Here is a 14799-nt window from a genome sequence, read left to right as displayed (position 1 = left end):
TTAACCGTGACTACGCATCGCCAATGACAAAAGAAATTTATGAAAAGTATTCAAAATACTTTGTAGGAGTACCCAAATATGATAAATGGTAATTACACCGAATTTCTCGACAATCTTGATTACGGCGAAGAAATGTACCTCAAGTACAAGGGTAGAATTTACTTTGTCGAAGGTTGGCATGAATCCGAAGAACCTAATAAGTACTTTATGTGTTGTTTCATTGTAAAAGGTCCTGCAAACGATGAGAAGGACGGCTATCTTTGGAAAACATACAAGGACTCTTTGCACGAATGTGCTAGGGAATTTCTCGAACAACCAATCTTCGAAGGAAAGAAACTTCCCGAAATAGAGCAAGAGATTGAATGGGTTGACGACGAGATGCGTTAATACTTTTTAGGTGTCTTTTGTGATAATTAGGCGTTGCAAGCTGCAACGCCTTTTTCGTATCTAGTTTACGGGCTGATGAATGAAATGGCCCTTGACAATTCCCACGACATTTTCCTTGATGGCGACCACATCTGCCGTATCGGCAACATCGCCAAAAAGGTGCGGCAGGCTGTTCTCTGCCTGTTAAAGACGGAAGAAGGGGAAGCGTTCACCAACATCGAACATGGCGTTCCATGGCTTGAAAAGATAGCCGGTTTACCCATTTCGCACCTTGATGTAGCCCAGCGCATCATCCGAGAGAAAATCGAGGCTGTCAAGGGCGTAAAATCCGTAATTGCGATTGACCTCGCGACAGACGGAAGAAACCTCACGGGAAAATTCAGCGTCCAGAGCGTTGACGGCAGCACCATCAACGGGGATTTCTAGCGATGGCGATAAACGCAGTCATTGTGGACTCTATATCGGGTATCTCCATCAAGAGCTACCGCGAAATCCGTCAAGCCATTGCCACCAGCTTTACGGAAGTGTTTGGTGCGTCCATAAACCTTGAGCCGTCCTCTCCTGACGGGATGTTCGTTGACCTGCTTGCATACATGTACACGGAGCTTGCGCAGGTGATTCAGACTGTCGGCGCGAACATCGACGTTTCGACGGCGACGGGGACTTTCCTGGATATGCTCGCCTCTATCGCGGGGCTTGCACGAAACGAGGGAGAGACGGACGAATCTCTAAGACAGCGCATAGAGACGGCGACCTTCGACGGGTTGGCGACTCCCGACGGAATGACGACTTACTTGAAGGAGAACATCACGGACGGCATCACCTTCAAGGAAAACACGAAGAACGAGACTGTCGGCGGAATCCCCGCCCATTCTTTCGTGGTATTCGTCCCAGTCACTTTCAGCACCGAGGATATTGACACGTCCGATAAGGACTGGCAAGCAATTCTCGACGACAGCACACGCGCCCACACCGTCCAGAACTTTATTGCGCAAAAGATTTGGAACTGCAAGCCCGCAGGCATACAGAGCTACGGAAACAACAGCGGCGAGGCACGCGATGTAAGCGGCTTCCTGCAACAGGTCCAGTTCAGCTTCATCCAGGGCGTTTCCTACCTCGTTCGCATTGACTTTACTGTCTATGACGAAGAAACCCTGCCATCAGACTATGAACAGGTCATAAAGAATGTCGTCTGCGAATGGGCCAAGAAGGAATACACTTCGGGAAAGGACTTGATACCGCAAAGAATCAGCGCCCCCATCTACAACGATGTTCCGGGCATCGAGTCCATCACGGTCACGGTCGCAAGCGTGGACAATCCGCGCCACTGGACAGACGAACGCATCCCCATAGACGAAGACAAGATTGTTTCCATCACGGCAGAAAACATCACGGTCACGCTTGTAAGCTAGGAAACCGCCATGCAGCACATCACGGACTTATGGCAGCATATCCAGCACCTTGTAATCACGCAGTACAGGGACTCTACAAACCTTCTCTCGCTCTTGAGGAAGGTCTTTTCCAGCTTTCAGGATTTGGAGGATAGTGCGTTCAGGCTTTCCAACTTCGCGAACATCGACGAGGCGGAAGGTGAATGGCTCGACCTTATCGGAAAGTTCCGCAACATTCCGCGACAACCCGGCGAGACGGACGAAATGTACAAGGCGCGTCTCAAGATTTCCTTCAAGAAGAACTCCGCAGGGACGCCGAACAACATCATCGAAAACGCCCGTGACCTTTCGGGCGACCCGAACCCGCATTTCCTTGACGAATGTCCCGCCATCTTTTTCGTCTATACGCCGCGTGGTAGGCAACTACGACGCCGAGTGCTACAAATGCTGGCGCCTGCTGGCGTTCTCGCACTCCCCGCTGCTGGATTGAAACTGGCTGGTTCAAACAGATTCCTCGCGACGGTGCAGCATCCGCAAAAGAAGATTGTGACAGTCGCGCTTGAGGAAAGCGTAATCGAGAACAACTACCTCACGACAGAAACTGGGCAACGGATAATGACCGAAGACGGCAAGTGCATCGTCTTATAGGAGAATCCATGGCAGAAGAAAATACCACCATCCTAGAGCTGGACACAAGCACGTTCGAAGCCCTCAAACAGGGCGGGTACTTTGCAGTAAGCATCCTTGGCCATACCTACAAGGTTGCCTTGAGTGAACTGGAAGGAGTCGGAGCAAGCGACCACAAGGTCTGCGTCCAGCAGGGCGACGAGGCGGGTTTTCTCGCCAATGTTCTAGTTCCCGATGGTGACGCAATCACGCTCACGCCCCTAAACGGCACTCTACGAATAGGCGTGAACCTGACGGGAGAAAGCGACCCGAAACTTGCGACGCTGCCGGAATCGGACATAGACAGCGAAACGAGCAACTACGGTTCATACCAGCTCAAGCAGGGCGTAGAAGAACTTGTCTGGGGCGACGTTGAGGGCGAAACTTTCGACTACTGCAACGCCAAGATATACCAGAGCATGAGAATATCGGACGCCCAGGGTTCCATTTCAAAATGCACCATCGCGCTTGCAGGAACGCTTGCTTCGAATAACGCCTGCCTCTGCATCGGCGTTTTCGACACGGAAGGAAACCTGCTCGGACACACGGGGCTGCGTCACTACGGCGTCGATTTCGACAGCTCGACGGAGCTCTGCACTTTCGACATGATTGAAATGAGGCAGGGCGCCTTGACGATAAAGCGGAACACGCGCTACATCGTTCAAGTTTGGTCTGTAGGAGTCCAGCTTGCCGCCAAGGACAGAACCAATTACAACTACCAGTATGACTACACGCTGCGTCAGAACCTGGAAACGACAGTCGGCAACAAGATTTATTTCGTTGACCCGCTGAACGGCATTTTCAACACAGCGAGCAAGATTCCTTTCGTCTCGTTCGGCGCAAGCACTGTCTAATTCAAGGAGCGTTTCATGGAACTGGAAGAAAACATTACCACGGTGCCGCTGCTTGAAGATGCGGACAATCTCACCCTCAACGACCTTCTCTACATCATACAGGGTCTGAACTCCGACAGGGATAGGAAACTGACACTTGAAAAGCTGCGCGACTTTCTGCAAAGCGTTTTCAAGAACATCACCGTCGTCGGCATAGGAAACCACCCCGACACTACAACCATTACTCCCTCCGGCGTGACTGTTTCCGGCATGGGTGGCTCTACAGAAATAGGGAAACAGGCGGTGACAACGACCTTTCTTTCCGCCTATTCGCTCACGCTTAGGAACTCCAATCATACAGTCACACTTTCCGTCAATGCTTCCACGAACGAGCTTGTGATAGACCATTCCATCAATCTTGATGGAGATATTACCTCTAGCGGAAAATTTATCGCCAAAAGTGGAAGCACCGCAACGCACAATCTCTATACATCGGAGCTTGGGCCAAGTGGCCTCGAAATCAAGGGACCGGGCGGAACGACGAAGATTACGATGATTGCGCTTACGACGCAGTATATCTCCGCCCAGGTCTTGTCCATAAGCGGACAGGCAACTATAAAGAAGCTCTCCACAGACCAGCTTATTCTCAATTTCACGCCGCTGGAACAGTCTGACGGGGATGCGAGCCAGGGACAGTATCGTTCCATGACAAACTGCGAAAGCCACTGCACATCCGGCATACCGTCTGAATACTATACTGCCGTTTGCCCTGGAACATACGGCTACGAAGGAAACGATGATTTCACGCTAAACTCAACCAGCCATGAAGTCGGCGAAGTCGTACTTGTCACCAATACAGGCAAGTACGGAGGCGGAACACCCGTAAACCACCCTATCATCGTCTATCAGGCAAGCGATACAACGCGGTCGCATCATATCGCATCGATTGAGCCCGGAAACAGCAAACAGTTTATCTACAGGGGTAAGGACTCGAACAATTACCCCGTGTGGACTTCCTTGAATTAGGTAGAATGGCATGACAACTAGAAAGGACAGCGCCAAATGGCGCGAAATGTTGAAGCCCCTCATCCTTGCGCTCATCGCGCTTGCTTCGGCGACTACAGCCTACGTCAAGAGCCACAGCGAAGTAAACGAAGGTTCGGAAAGGAACGCCGTTTCCATGGCCAAGATGGAAACGCGCATTGAGCTTATCGAGCAGCGAACATCAAAAGTGGAACGGGAATCGGAAATCCTCAAGGGGACTCTTTCCGACATAAAGAGCGATGTTTCGTTTATCAGGGGAAAGATGGAAGCGCAGAAATAGCTTCTTATTCTTTTTCCTTGGGCTTGTTTTTCGCACCCTTGGGCCTTCCGCCCTTCTTGCCGTTCTCGGCGCTGGTGGGCTTGGGACGGCTCCCAATCATCTGCGAATGGATTGAACGCACTTCCGCGTCCGTAAGAATTTTTCCGCAATGCGGACACCTTGCTGGCATAGGATTCTCCCGTTTTACCTAATCAAGATAGGTTTATTTGCCGATTTTGTAAAGGTACAATCAAAGAAAAATTGAATTGTATGCAAAATTTATTGCATTTTATTCAAAAATGTATTAAATTCTATTCAATTCTTTTGCATAGGATTCAATTTTATGGAAATTCGGGAAGTCGAAATCGGGCTTTTGAAGCCATACGAGAATAACCCGCGCAACAACGAGGCGGCAGTTGACAAGGTGGCCGCGAGCATTTCCGAGTTCGGTTTCAAGGTTCCCATCATCATCGACAGGGAAAACGTAATCGTCGCGGGACACACACGCTATCTCGCCGCGCAGAAGCTGGAACTTCAAAAAGTCCCCTGCATCGTCGCTGACGACCTGACCCCGAATCAAATTAAGGCATTCCGCCTCGCAGACAACAAAGTCTCGGAATTTAGCGGCTGGGATTTTCAGAAGCTCAACGAGGAACTTTCGTTCCTCGGAGAAGCTGCCTTTGACCTGGAACAGTTCGGGTTCTTGCCGAACGAAAACGTGGATTTCGACAGTTTCCTGACGGACGAAGAAAATCCACAGAAGAAACCCAAGACCATCACCTGCCCCCACTGCGGAAAGACCTTCGAGAAATAATGCTTCTACACATGGCGACAGATGGACTCGTAGGAGATTTCTACACAAAGTTCCCGAAGAAGGAACTCAATATCCTTACGTCCTTTGAATATAAAAGCTCGTTGATGGGAAACGATGTTCGCGAGTTCAACCACTTCATCGCGGACAGCGGCGCCTTCACGGCGATGGCAAGCGGCAAGAAAATTGACGACAGCTATATCGACAGCTACATCGAATGGATAAAGGGCGCACACATCGACCATTTCATCGAAATGGACATTGACGAAATTGTCGGCATAGACAAGGTCAAGCAAATCCGAACCCGCATAGAACGCGCAACGGGAAAGCAAAGCATCCCCGTTTGGCATCTAGGCCGCAAGAAGGAAGGATGGCTTGACATGGTGAAGAACTACCCCTATGTCGCGCTCTCGCTTAGCGGATTTACAGCATCGAGCAAATGGCTCAAGGCGAACGACTGGAAACCGCTTCACTACTTCCTCGACACGGCAGCAGAAAACGGCTCCAAGGTTCACGCACTCGGATGCACGAACTGGGGGCTTCTGCGCAAGTTCCATTTCTACAGCAGCGACTCAAGCACATGGAGCCTCGGCGAAAGATACGGGACGTGTTTCGTGTTCCAGGATGGCGTAATGAAGGTCGTCTCGCTCCCCAAGAAATTCAAGAAGAACAAGAAAACTCTTGGCTTCCATAACAAACAACAATGGTTCAAGGCAATGCAATATGCAAAAATCAAGATGTGATGCAATCCTGCTGCTTTCGGGCGGCATCGACAGCACGACTGTTCTGGAACAGCTGACGAAGCAGGGCAAGAAGGTTTTCTGCCTTATCTTCGACTACAAGCAGAGTCTGCACAAGGAAATCGCGGTGGCGGCATCCAACGCGAAGCGGCTGAAACAGCCCTACAAAATCGTTTCCATCGACCTCGGATTTACGGGAAGCAAGTGTTCTCTCATTTCCAAGTCCAGGATAAGCGAAAACCGCAGCTTCGAGCAGATTGATTCCGCGACTCCCACAAGCTATGTGGAGTTCAGAAACGGCATCCTGCTTTCCTACGCGGTCATGTTCGCGGAGGTCAACGGCATAAACGACATTTACGGTGGCTTCAACGGGCTTGCAAGCGGCCAGTATTACGACGACACACTCGCATTCATCAAGTCGTTCGAGAAAGCTGCAAACGTCGGTACGTCCCCGAATTTCAAGGTAAGGATTCACGCCCCGTTCTCGACAGTAAGCAAAGCAGAAATCGTCAAGATTGGCCGCAAGCTGGGAATAGACTACGAACGGAACACATGGAGCTGCTACAAGAACGGCTCGACACATTGTGGCAAGTGCGACAGCTGCAAGCAGCGTGAACGCGCCTTGGCACAGGGAGGCAAATAGCCATGCAGAAAATCTACAGAATAAACAAGATATTCTTTAGCATCCAGGGCGAAGGAAAGCGCGTGGGAACGCCGCAGGTATTCGTGCGTTTCAGCGGATGCAACATGAAGTGTCCCTTCTGCGACACAAACCATGAACCCTTCGACGAAATGACCGCCGAACAGATTATTCAGACCTGTCTTTCCATCGCGGGAAATTGCAGGAGCGTTTCCTTCTGCGGAGGTGAACCCACCTTGCAGCTGGACGACGAACTCATAAAGGCTTTTGATGGCTGGTACAAGTCCATCGAGACAAACGGAACGCACAAGGTTCCGCAGGGCATCGACTACATCGTCTGTAGTCCCAAGACTTCGCGCATCGAGCCGGACAATATCGACGAACTACGTTTCGTCATAAAGGCTGGCGACCCGCTGCCTACTCCGTGTAAGACAGCGAAACGCATGTGCCTTAGCCCATGCTTCGACGGGGACAACCTCGTCAAGGAAAACCTCTATCACTGCATAAAGCTGGTGCAGGAAAATCCCAGCTGGCTTCTCTCGCTTCAATGGCACAAGTTCATCGGTATCGAGTAGCCTGTTTCGTTTCAAGGGCGGGTTTCTTCCTGCCCATTCCCATAGGAGAAAGCAATGTATCGAGTATGCAAGAGACTGGAAATTTCGGGAGCGCACCGTCTGGAACTCCCTTATCCGAGCAAGTGCAGCAACCTTCACGGCCATAACTGGCTTGTGACCATTTTCTGCAAGAGCAAGACTCTCGACAATGACGGAATGGTTATCGACTTCACGCACATCAAGAAGATAATCATGGAAAAGCTCGACCACGCCTACATCAACGACGTGGTGGATTTTAACCCGACAGCCGAAAACATGGCGAAATGGATTTGCGACCAGGTGCCGTTCTGCCACAAGGTCGTTATTCAGGAAAGCGAGGGGAACCTGGCGCAATATGATAAAGACGAAGAAGATTGAACAGCTTGTACGGCAGCTTCTTGAGGCGCTGAACGACAACCCCGACCGCGAAGGTTTAAGGGACACGCCGCGCCGTGTCGCGAAATACTACGCCGAAATGTTCGAAGGCCAGAACTACACGAACGCACAGCTCGCGAAGAAGTTCGGCAAGTGTTTCAAGCAGGATGCGGACGGTCAAATCGTTTCCGTTGACGACATAACGATTTTCAGCCACTGCGAACACCATCTTGCCCTCATGTACGACATGAAGGTTTCAATCCGCTATATCCCGCACGGGAAAGTTCTCGGACTCTCCAAGTTCGCGAGGATTTCCGAAATGGTGGGAAAGCGTTTGCAGCTCCAGGAGAAAATCGGCAGCGACATTGCCGAGGTAATTATGCTCGCGACTGGAAGCAAGGACGTAGAAGTTCGCATCGAGGCGAAACACGCCTGCGTCACGGCAAGGGGCGCAAAGAACTGCAACATGGTCACGCGTACGCTTTTCTCAAGCGGCGCCTTCAAAACTCACTTGACCTCAAATGTCACGGAGTCTATAAGCTGATGCGTGTCGATAAGCGGAGTAGCACTGGGCCGTCCTTGCCTGATTCTCGCCTGCACGGTAGCATCGCGCAGCGGCTCGTACTTTTCGCTGTCGCGCATCGCGAGCGTGATGCAGTCCTTCAAGCGCATCCCCAGTTCCTCGCACATCGTCTGGACGGTCATTTCGCCGTTGATTATCTGCGGGAGATACTTGCGTTCAAGTTTCGGCATGATGGCGCGAAACCGTTCCATGGCAAAACGCAGGAAGGGCCTTGCCGGAATTTCCGGGTAGTGGACGCCCTCAAGCGTCGTCCCTTCCTTACGGCCGTAATTCAGCGTTCTCGCTATCAACGAATTGGAAGCGGGTTCCCTCAATGCGGGAGTCAGCTTTCCCGTCTTTTTTCTGTAATCGAGATTTTCCTTCGCTTTCCGTGCAGTCCCGTTTCCATCTATCCAGCCCGATAGAATGGTCTTTTCGTTCAGCTTCTTTAGAGCGTCAAACCTTTTTCTCAATCCCTCGAAATCCGTGATAGCCATATCCACAACATAGGAAAAACTTTGTATGGGGAACAAAATCTTAAACAAAGACCTAATCACGCCTAAACCGGGCTACTTCACGATAAAGGAGGTGGCCGACAAAATCGGCTTCAACCACTTCACTGTCTATGACTGGGTGCATACCCGCGGTATGCCCGTGAGAAGAAGCTGCAAGCGCGGACGCATGACCGTTTACTGGCCCGATTTTCTGCGCTGGTGGAAGGAGTTGAGGAACGACTGATGTATGGCAGATTCCCAGGACATGAGGGCCATCGGCAAGCTCGGAGGCTTGGCGTCTTCAAGGAGCAAGCTGAAAGCGAAGGAGGCGCGGGAAGTCGCGAGAAATGTTCTCGGGACAAAGTTTCGTCTGTCCGAAGGACGCTTGAAGGAATCGCTCCGAAGCATCGGAATCCAGGTGGAGAAGCCCATCGAGCTTCGCGCTGCAATCATTTCAGTTATGAGTGGCATGGCTCTTTCCGGCAACATCAAGGCGGCGCGTTTCGTGTTCGACATAGCGGAGGAAACGGAAGATTCCAAGCTGACACGCGCAAAGCGCAAGATGCTCGACAGGATGGTTGACAACCCCGACGCAGTAAACATCGACACAAACGGAGAAATCCCCACGCCCGACGAATTGAGCGAGATAAAGAGGCAGGCGCGGGAACTTGGCATTTACGAGAATGACACCACAGATTGAACAGCTTGCAAGGACAAACCTTCTTGCCTTTGTAAAGGCGACGATGCCGAATTACAGCATCGGGTGGGTCCACCGTGAAATCTGCGCACGCCTCATGCGTTTCTACACCGACGTAATGGAACGCAAGAGTCCCCGTCTCATTCTCACCATGCCGCCGCGACATGGCAAGAGCCAACTTGTAAGCAAGCATTTTCCGGCGTGGTGCTTCGGCGTAAATCCCGACATCTCCTTCATGGCGTGCAGCTATAGCGACGGACTTTCCAGGCGCGTAAACAAGGACGTGCAGCGCATCATGGAAAGCAACGAATACCACCGCATATTTCCGCGAACGACCTTGCCGCCGCGAGGAAGCAAGTACACGCGCTCGACAAACCTAATCGAAATCCCCAACAGGAAAGGCAGTTTCAGAAGCACGGGTATCGGCGGAAGTATCACGGGTATGGGCTGCGAAATCCTCGGCATCGACGACCCGCTGAAAGACAGACAGGAAGCGAACAGCATCACCATACGTGACAGGATTTGGGACTGGTACACATCCACCGCATACACGCGACTTTCTCCGGGCGGAGGCGTACTCGTCACGCTTACGCGCTGGCATGAAGACGACCTTGCGGGGCGCCTGCTCAACGCAATGAAACAGGGCGATGGCGACCAGTGGACGGTCATAAACTATCCAGCGATTGCCGAGAAGGACGAACCACACCGCAAAATTGGCGAGGCGCTGCACCCGGAAAGATACCCGCTTGAAATGCTCGAAAAAATCCGCATCAACGTGGGAAGCTACGACTGGAACGCACTCTACCAGCAGCACCCCGCACCAGTCGGCGGAAGCATCATCAAGCGCGAATGGCTGCAACAGTACGAAATCTTGCCCAAGGTTTTCGACAAGATTATACAAAGCTGGGACTTCACCTTCACGGACAGCGCATCCAGCGACAACGTAGCGGGAACAGTCTGGGGAAAGGTCGGGGCGCGTTTCTACCTCATTGACTGCGTATGTGCCAAGATGGACTTTGTTTCGAGCATCCGGGCTTTCCAGCGCATGAGCGAGAAGCACCCCAAGGCAATCCGAAAAATCATTGAAGACAAGGCGAACGGCCCCGCAATCATAAGCGCGTTGCGCAACAAGATTAGCGGCATCGTTCCCTTCACGCCGCAAGGTTCAAAGGAAGCGCGAGCCTTTGCGGTAAGCCCGCTGTTCGAGGCGGGAAACGTCTATATACCCAAGCAGGATGCAGAACATCCCTGGGTTCGCGACTACATCGACGAACTGGTTTCTTTTCCAAGCGCTCCGCACGATGACCGCGTGGATTCCACCACGCAGGCTCTCAACTACTTGGCAACTGGTATGGGGACGGGCCTTATCAGCTTCATCTAAAAGGAGAATGAATCATGGAAACTGCAAAGATAAGGGACGGCGCCTACGGCAATTTCGTAACGGGAATGGGCCGCAGGGACACCGACAAGACGGAAAACACTTTCGTCAATCCCTATGCGGGAACGGATATTGTCGAACTTGCGCGTATAAAGGTGCAGGACGGCATCGCCGCACGAATTGTCGAGTGCGTCCCCGAAACGGCTTTCAAGGAACCCGTCACCATCACTGGCGACAGTTCGGGCAAGGTATTCAAGGAGGCTTCCGCCGTCGGGCTTTTCGAGGCGCTACAGCTCGCTGGCGAATACCAGCGTCTCACGGGAGGCGCCCTGATTGTCTCGGAATACGAAAACGAGTACGACATCGAACAACTCAAGCGCCCGGCACCTTCAAATCGCAAGATTTCGCAATACCGGGTTTACAGCGCTGGCAAGGTGGAGTTCCAGCCCACGGATTTCCAAGGCGACACGCCCAAGGTTTACCGAGTCGTCCTTCTTGATAACAAGCGCATCGAAATACACCCGTCGCGCTGCACGGTCATTCACGGAAAAATTGTCCCCGACATTCTCCAGGGAACACCCATAAGGGAAAGGTTCTTCGGTATGCCTGCGCTGAAAGCGTGCGAACAGAGCTTGAAGAACCTCGCGAACGTCATCGCGTCCATCGTCAACATGGCGACGGAAACGGGAGTGATGCTTTTCTCGCTTGAGGGCTTCAACGAAATGCTTTCAAAGCCCGACTGCGGAATACAGGACGCACAGCAGCTCATAAGCCTCGTAAAGGTTTCCATGAGTTCATTCCGTGGCGTATTCTCCGGCGCGAACGACAAATTTCAAATCCTAAGCCACAACTTTTCGGGACTGCCCGAAGTTCTCCAAAAGGCGATGAACCTCGTCTGCGCAGATTCGAGAATCCCCGTGAGCATCCTTTTCGGCCAAAGCGCGACTGGACTCGCCCAGACGAACGAGGGCGACTCCAAGGCATACGCGGAACTTGTGGAAAGCTGGCGTTCCCGCTACATCTACCGCCCCGCCTGTTCTCTCATTGCCGACCTTTCTGAAAGGAACTGCGGCATCGTCTGTTCGGAATTTGAATGGGGCGCCGTTACCACAATGTCCGTAAAAGAAAAACTCGAAGCGATGAAGATGCAGGCGGAAATGCTCAACATCTACTATCAGATGGGAGCGATAGACGAGCAGAGCATCCGCGAGGGAATCTTCAAGAACGGACATTCCTGGGACATTTCCGTAAAGGACTAGAACATGGCTGGCAGCTTCGTAAATTTCGTCAAGAACGTGGAACGGCTCGGACAGAAGAAACGCGGACGCAGGCCCGTGTTCAACGCGCACCAGTTCTATCCCAGCGCCATCGAGGCGGACCTTGAACGCGCAACGCGGGAAGAATTTCTCCGCGCCCTGGAAGAAAATATCCAGCTTGCACTCCGGGGCTTCACGGACGACATTGACGACCTGACGAAAGCCGCTGCGGAGCTGCCCCCCGAATTTGTCAAGAAGGTTTCCTCGCTTGCCGATGCAGTCGGCGTCAAGAACGGCTGGAATTTCAGCGAGTACGCCAAAATGACCGTCGGACAGCCCTATTTCCCGCCACCAGCGAAAGACGAGATTTTCGAAGCCTGGAAGAAGAACTTCCAGCAACTCTGCATCAGTGCGGAGAGCGACGCCAAGGCGGACATTTCCCGCATCGCCACCGAGGCGAAGATGAAGGGCTGGAACAAGAGGGAACTGGAAGCGGCCATCCGTGCCAAGCTCCCCGCCGAAACGAAACACCGTGCAGAACTCATCGCGAGAACCGAGACCGCCAAGCTCAATTCCGCCGCGAGCATTTCGACGTACAAGCAGCTGGGCATCCGCTACTATGTATGGCTCACGACCTTGGATGGTCGCGACAGGGAAACGCACACACATCTGAACGGTCTCATCTGTAGCCTGGACAATCCGAATGTCTATTACGAGGAAACGCCCGACGGACTGGTCGAAAAGGAAAGAACCGCCTCGATGTTCCACGGAAATCCGGGCGAGGATTTTCAGTGCCGCTGCTCCATGGTCGCCTGGGACCCCGAAATCGACGGAAAATACGAGGTCAAGGAACGTCCCGAACAGGAAAAGGGCGCAGAACAGCGTACAGAGGCTTCTACGGGCGAAAACCTTCACAAGGTGGAACAATCTATCGCCGAGCAGGAAAAACAGCTGCAACAGCTCAAAAACGAGCAAATGCAGCTTTTGAGCCGTCAAAGGCTGGAACAGGCGGCAGAAAAGCGCCATGTCCGAAGCGCCGAGGAAATCGCGGACATTCAGAAACGCTGGGACGAACGCAAGTCAAGGCGCAGGCTCAAGGAAGCCGCCGAACAGCGACATTCCCGCAGGACTTCGCAGGAAATCGCAGCAATTCGCAAGGAATTGCAGGAAAGGCTCGATACGCGACAGACAGCGCACAGGCTTTTGCAGGACGCGAACGGCATCAAGGGCCTACCCGAAATGGGCGAACTGGAAAAAGCCTTGCAGAAGGGCGGCAAACAGGCGTACAGCGACATGAAAAAGCTCTCCCGAAAGCTCGAAACGAGTCTGGACACATTGAAGGGCTGCACGTACCTTGCAGACCCGTTCCAGGCGGCAAGGGACTTCGACTATTCAACCGCCATCACCGTCAACGAATCCGTAAGAAAGAAGCTCGACGGCATGGGCAGCTCGCTCGCTGGCAAAAAGCACGACCTGGAATTTGAAATCGACTGGGTTGAAAAACACAAGAAGTATGCAAGCTGGAAGGTGGCACAGGATGCTTACAAGAAAGCTCTCGCCGAAGTGGAACGCCTCATCGACTGGGAAACGGAACTTGGCCGCGTGGACTCCATCAAGATATTCCTCAAGAACCACCCCAAGTCCGCAGTCCTCAAGAAGCTCACGACCGAAATGGACGCGCTTATCGCCAAGGGCGACAACGCCGCGAAAACGGAAATCAAGGAACTGCTCAAGAAAGCGGAAACGAGAAGGAAGGAAATCGAATACAAGGAAGGACTCGAACGCCTCAAGAAAATCAAGGCTGGCATCAAGTCCGGCTCAAGCGTCCCGTTCTCGACAAACATCAGCATCGACGACCTTCGCGCCCTCAAGGGCGACAAGTTGCCTCCCACGCTCGGACACCTTGATACAGCCATCGAGAAATATAAGAAGGGACATTACTACGGCTCGGCGACAAAGAAACACGCCGCAGAAATCGAGGCGACGATGCGCGAGCTGTTCCAGAAGCACGACTTGGGGATGCACATAGAAGACGACCTGCTTGAAAAGGTTTTCAACAGCCATTTCAAAAACACCTTCGAGACAGGAAGCTCCGGCGGGTATAGCGGCCCGTCGCTAAACGCGGACGGTTCAATCAAGCAGAGCCATTTGAGACTATCCGCAGCACACAAGCTCTTTGACCTGGGTTCAACGGAAAAGGCGAACCAGCTCAATATCTCGCAGTACGAAAAGTACGGCAACCTTCTCGACCATGACAAGCTACGTGAGGCGACGACGCACAACCGCGCCACCCAATACGGAAATGTCGCGGTACGTTTCAAGAAGGACAAAGTGACCTGCACATGGACGGCTGGCGACAGCCTAAGCGAAAGATACCAGCCCAGTCTCGTCACCGACCCGAAAGCGGTTTCCTACGACGACATGTATGAAAGCAAGCTGCCAGTGAAGGGAACGCAGACGAACGACATGACGAAATTCCGCAGCGACAACATCAGCAGCTATCTTGAACTGCAATTTCACGGCGATGTGACGGTCGATTGCGTGGAGTCGCTGACGTTCCCTTACGACCTAACAGAAAAGGCGAAGTCCAAGTATCTAGGCTTCGCCCAAAAGTGGAAATCCATCGGAACAGAGGTTTTTTACATAAAAAACGGCAAGCTGGAGAAGCTCTAG

Annotated in this window: 20 protein-coding genes; 17 read left to right on the top strand and 3 right to left on the bottom strand. The window is 52.4% G+C overall.

All coding sequences use genetic code 11. The features are described from left to right. The first annotated feature begins 78 nt into the window (after positions 1–78). From BUQ91_RS00245 to BUQ91_RS00215, 7 genes are all read left to right on the top strand, one after another. Positions 79–387, top strand: a complete 309-nt coding sequence (locus BUQ91_RS00245; protein WP_074207706.1) for a hypothetical protein — start codon at positions 79–81, stop codon at positions 385–387. A gap of 75 nt (positions 388–462) precedes the next feature. After that, positions 463–813 (top strand): contractile injection system sheath initiator, encoded by a 351-nt coding sequence (locus tag BUQ91_RS00240; RefSeq protein WP_074207705.1) that lies wholly within the window; start codon positions 463–465, stop codon positions 811–813. 2 nt (positions 814–815) lie between these two features. Continuing rightward, on the top strand, positions 816–1799 hold the full coding sequence (locus BUQ91_RS00235; protein WP_074207704.1) for a hypothetical protein: 984 nt from the start codon (positions 816–818) through the stop codon (positions 1797–1799). Between the two features lie 9 nt (positions 1800–1808). Continuing rightward, on the top strand, positions 1809–2426 hold the full coding sequence (locus tag BUQ91_RS00230) for a baseplate wedge 1 family protein (RefSeq protein ID WP_074207703.1): 618 nt from the start codon (positions 1809–1811) through the stop codon (positions 2424–2426). An 8-nt stretch (positions 2427–2434) separates the two neighbouring features. Continuing rightward, positions 2435–3298, top strand: coding sequence for a hypothetical protein (locus tag BUQ91_RS00225; RefSeq protein WP_074207702.1), 864 nt, complete (start codon positions 2435–2437; stop codon positions 3296–3298). A 15-nt stretch (positions 3299–3313) separates the two neighbouring features. Then, on the top strand, positions 3314–4303 hold the full coding sequence (locus tag BUQ91_RS00220) for a hypothetical protein (protein ID WP_074207701.1): 990 nt from the start codon (positions 3314–3316) through the stop codon (positions 4301–4303). Between the two features lie 10 nt (positions 4304–4313). Next, positions 4314–4601: a hypothetical protein gene (locus tag BUQ91_RS00215; protein WP_074207700.1), complete on the top strand. Its 288-nt coding sequence runs from the start codon at positions 4314–4316 to the stop codon at positions 4599–4601. 4 nt (positions 4602–4605) lie between these two features. On the opposite strand, the gene BUQ91_RS15620 is transcribed toward BUQ91_RS00215, so the two are convergent. Beyond that, on the bottom strand, positions 4606–4770 hold the full coding sequence (locus BUQ91_RS15620) for a hypothetical protein (RefSeq protein ID WP_158212868.1): 165 nt from the start codon (positions 4768–4770) through the stop codon (positions 4606–4608). Positions 4771–4923: 153 nt separating this feature from the next. Between BUQ91_RS15620 and BUQ91_RS00210 the strand changes: the two genes are divergently transcribed. Genes BUQ91_RS00210 through folE form a run of 6 tightly spaced genes read left to right on the top strand, consistent with a single transcriptional unit; the run spans position 4924 to position 8283 of the window. Next, positions 4924–5394, top strand: a complete 471-nt coding sequence (locus tag BUQ91_RS00210; protein ID WP_073321141.1) for a ParB N-terminal domain-containing protein — start codon at positions 4924–4926, stop codon at positions 5392–5394. After that, positions 5394–6134 (top strand): hypothetical protein, encoded by a 741-nt coding sequence (locus BUQ91_RS00205; protein ID WP_139299655.1) that lies wholly within the window; start codon positions 5394–5396, stop codon positions 6132–6134. The genes BUQ91_RS00210 and BUQ91_RS00205 overlap by 1 nt, the downstream gene beginning before the upstream one ends. After that, the gene (gene queC / locus BUQ91_RS00200; RefSeq protein WP_074207698.1) at positions 6115–6774 is read left to right on the top strand and encodes a 7-cyano-7-deazaguanine synthase QueC; all 660 of its coding nucleotides are present in this window, start codon (positions 6115–6117) and stop codon (positions 6772–6774) included. Before BUQ91_RS00205 ends, queC begins: the two co-directional genes overlap by 20 nt. 2 nt (positions 6775–6776) lie before the next feature. Next, on the top strand, positions 6777–7346 hold the full coding sequence (locus tag BUQ91_RS00195) for a 7-carboxy-7-deazaguanine synthase QueE (RefSeq protein WP_073321135.1): 570 nt from the start codon (positions 6777–6779) through the stop codon (positions 7344–7346). Between the two features lie 54 nt (positions 7347–7400). Then, a complete protein-coding gene (queD, locus tag BUQ91_RS00190; protein WP_074207697.1) occupies positions 7401–7742 on the top strand; it encodes a 6-carboxytetrahydropterin synthase QueD in 342 nt (113 codons plus the stop codon). After that, entirely contained in the window at positions 7723–8283 is a 561-nt protein-coding gene (gene folE, locus BUQ91_RS00185; RefSeq protein ID WP_170930520.1) for a GTP cyclohydrolase I FolE, read from the top strand. Before queD ends, folE begins: the two co-directional genes overlap by 20 nt. Here the strand turns inward: folE and BUQ91_RS00180 are convergent. Both BUQ91_RS00180 and BUQ91_RS15460 read right to left on the bottom strand, forming a co-directional pair. After that, positions 8247–8798, bottom strand: a complete 552-nt coding sequence (locus BUQ91_RS00180; protein ID WP_073321128.1) for a hypothetical protein — start codon at positions 8796–8798, stop codon at positions 8247–8249. The two genes, folE and BUQ91_RS00180, sit on opposite strands and share 37 nt — an antisense overlap. A gap of 192 nt (positions 8799–8990) precedes the next feature. After that, a complete protein-coding gene (locus BUQ91_RS15460; protein WP_139299654.1) occupies positions 8991–9266 on the bottom strand; it encodes a hypothetical protein in 276 nt (91 codons plus the stop codon). On the opposite strand from BUQ91_RS15460, the gene BUQ91_RS15455 reads away from it, so the two are divergent. Genes BUQ91_RS15455 through BUQ91_RS00155 form a run of 4 tightly spaced genes read left to right on the top strand, consistent with a single transcriptional unit; the run spans position 9265 to position 14799 of the window. After that, positions 9265–9495, top strand: coding sequence for a hypothetical protein (locus BUQ91_RS15455; RefSeq protein WP_175566577.1), 231 nt, complete (start codon positions 9265–9267; stop codon positions 9493–9495). The genes BUQ91_RS15460 and BUQ91_RS15455 overlap by 2 nt on opposite strands. Next, positions 9479–10873 (top strand): phage terminase large subunit, encoded by a 1395-nt coding sequence (gene terL, locus BUQ91_RS00165; protein WP_073321119.1) that lies wholly within the window; start codon positions 9479–9481, stop codon positions 10871–10873. Before BUQ91_RS15455 ends, terL begins: the two co-directional genes overlap by 17 nt. 14 nt (positions 10874–10887) lie before the next feature. Continuing rightward, the gene (locus tag BUQ91_RS00160; protein WP_074207695.1) at positions 10888–12129 is read left to right on the top strand and encodes an anti-CBASS protein Acb1 family protein; all 1242 of its coding nucleotides are present in this window, start codon (positions 10888–10890) and stop codon (positions 12127–12129) included. A 3-nt stretch (positions 12130–12132) separates the two neighbouring features. After that, on the top strand, positions 12133–14799 hold the full coding sequence (locus tag BUQ91_RS00155; protein ID WP_074207694.1) for a phage head morphogenesis protein: 2667 nt from the start codon (positions 12133–12135) through the stop codon (positions 14797–14799).

The organism is Fibrobacter sp. UWB11, from assembly GCF_900143015.1.
Classification (GTDB): domain Bacteria; phylum Fibrobacterota; class Fibrobacteria; order Fibrobacterales; family Fibrobacteraceae; genus Fibrobacter.
Note: the sequence above shows the minus strand (reverse complement) of the source record. Positions and strands in the feature narration are given on the sequence as shown.

What these genes read in the sequence shown, in the direction of transcription:
- BUQ91_RS00245 (WP_074207706.1), top strand. Translation starts at nt 79, where the DNA reads ATGATAAATGGTAATTACACCGAATTTCTCGACAATCTTGATTACGGC.
- BUQ91_RS00240 (WP_074207705.1), top strand. Translation starts at nt 463, where the DNA reads ATGAATGAAATGGCCCTTGACAATTCCCACGACATTTTCCTTGATGGC.
- BUQ91_RS00235 (WP_074207704.1), top strand. Translation starts at nt 816, where the DNA reads ATGGCGATAAACGCAGTCATTGTGGACTCTATATCGGGTATCTCCATC.
- BUQ91_RS00230 (WP_074207703.1), top strand. Translation starts at nt 1,809, where the DNA reads ATGCAGCACATCACGGACTTATGGCAGCATATCCAGCACCTTGTAATC.
- BUQ91_RS00225 (WP_074207702.1), top strand. Translation starts at nt 2,435, where the DNA reads ATGGCAGAAGAAAATACCACCATCCTAGAGCTGGACACAAGCACGTTC.
- BUQ91_RS00220 (WP_074207701.1), top strand. Translation starts at nt 3,314, where the DNA reads ATGGAACTGGAAGAAAACATTACCACGGTGCCGCTGCTTGAAGATGCG.
- BUQ91_RS00215 (WP_074207700.1), top strand. Translation starts at nt 4,314, where the DNA reads ATGACAACTAGAAAGGACAGCGCCAAATGGCGCGAAATGTTGAAGCCC.
- BUQ91_RS15620 (WP_158212868.1), bottom strand. Translation starts at nt 4,770, where the DNA reads ATGCCAGCAAGGTGTCCGCATTGCGGAAAAATTCTTACGGACGCGGAA.
- BUQ91_RS00210 (WP_073321141.1), top strand. Translation starts at nt 4,924, where the DNA reads ATGGAAATTCGGGAAGTCGAAATCGGGCTTTTGAAGCCATACGAGAAT.
- BUQ91_RS00205 (WP_139299655.1), top strand. Translation starts at nt 5,394, where the DNA reads ATGCTTCTACACATGGCGACAGATGGACTCGTAGGAGATTTCTACACA.
- queC (WP_074207698.1), top strand. Translation starts at nt 6,115, where the DNA reads ATGCAAAAATCAAGATGTGATGCAATCCTGCTGCTTTCGGGCGGCATC.
- BUQ91_RS00195 (WP_073321135.1), top strand. Translation starts at nt 6,777, where the DNA reads ATGCAGAAAATCTACAGAATAAACAAGATATTCTTTAGCATCCAGGGC.
- queD (WP_074207697.1), top strand. Translation starts at nt 7,401, where the DNA reads ATGTATCGAGTATGCAAGAGACTGGAAATTTCGGGAGCGCACCGTCTG.
- BUQ91_RS00180 (WP_073321128.1), bottom strand. Translation starts at nt 8,798, where the DNA reads ATGGCTATCACGGATTTCGAGGGATTGAGAAAAAGGTTTGACGCTCTA.
- BUQ91_RS15455 (WP_175566577.1), top strand. Translation starts at nt 9,265, where the DNA reads ATGGCTCTTTCCGGCAACATCAAGGCGGCGCGTTTCGTGTTCGACATA.
- BUQ91_RS15460 (WP_139299654.1), bottom strand. Translation starts at nt 9,266, where the DNA reads ATGCCACTCATAACTGAAATGATTGCAGCGCGAAGCTCGATGGGCTTC.
- terL (WP_073321119.1), top strand. Translation starts at nt 9,479, where the DNA reads ATGACACCACAGATTGAACAGCTTGCAAGGACAAACCTTCTTGCCTTT.
- BUQ91_RS00160 (WP_074207695.1), top strand. Translation starts at nt 10,888, where the DNA reads ATGGAAACTGCAAAGATAAGGGACGGCGCCTACGGCAATTTCGTAACG.
- BUQ91_RS00155 (WP_074207694.1), top strand. Translation starts at nt 12,133, where the DNA reads ATGGCTGGCAGCTTCGTAAATTTCGTCAAGAACGTGGAACGGCTCGGA.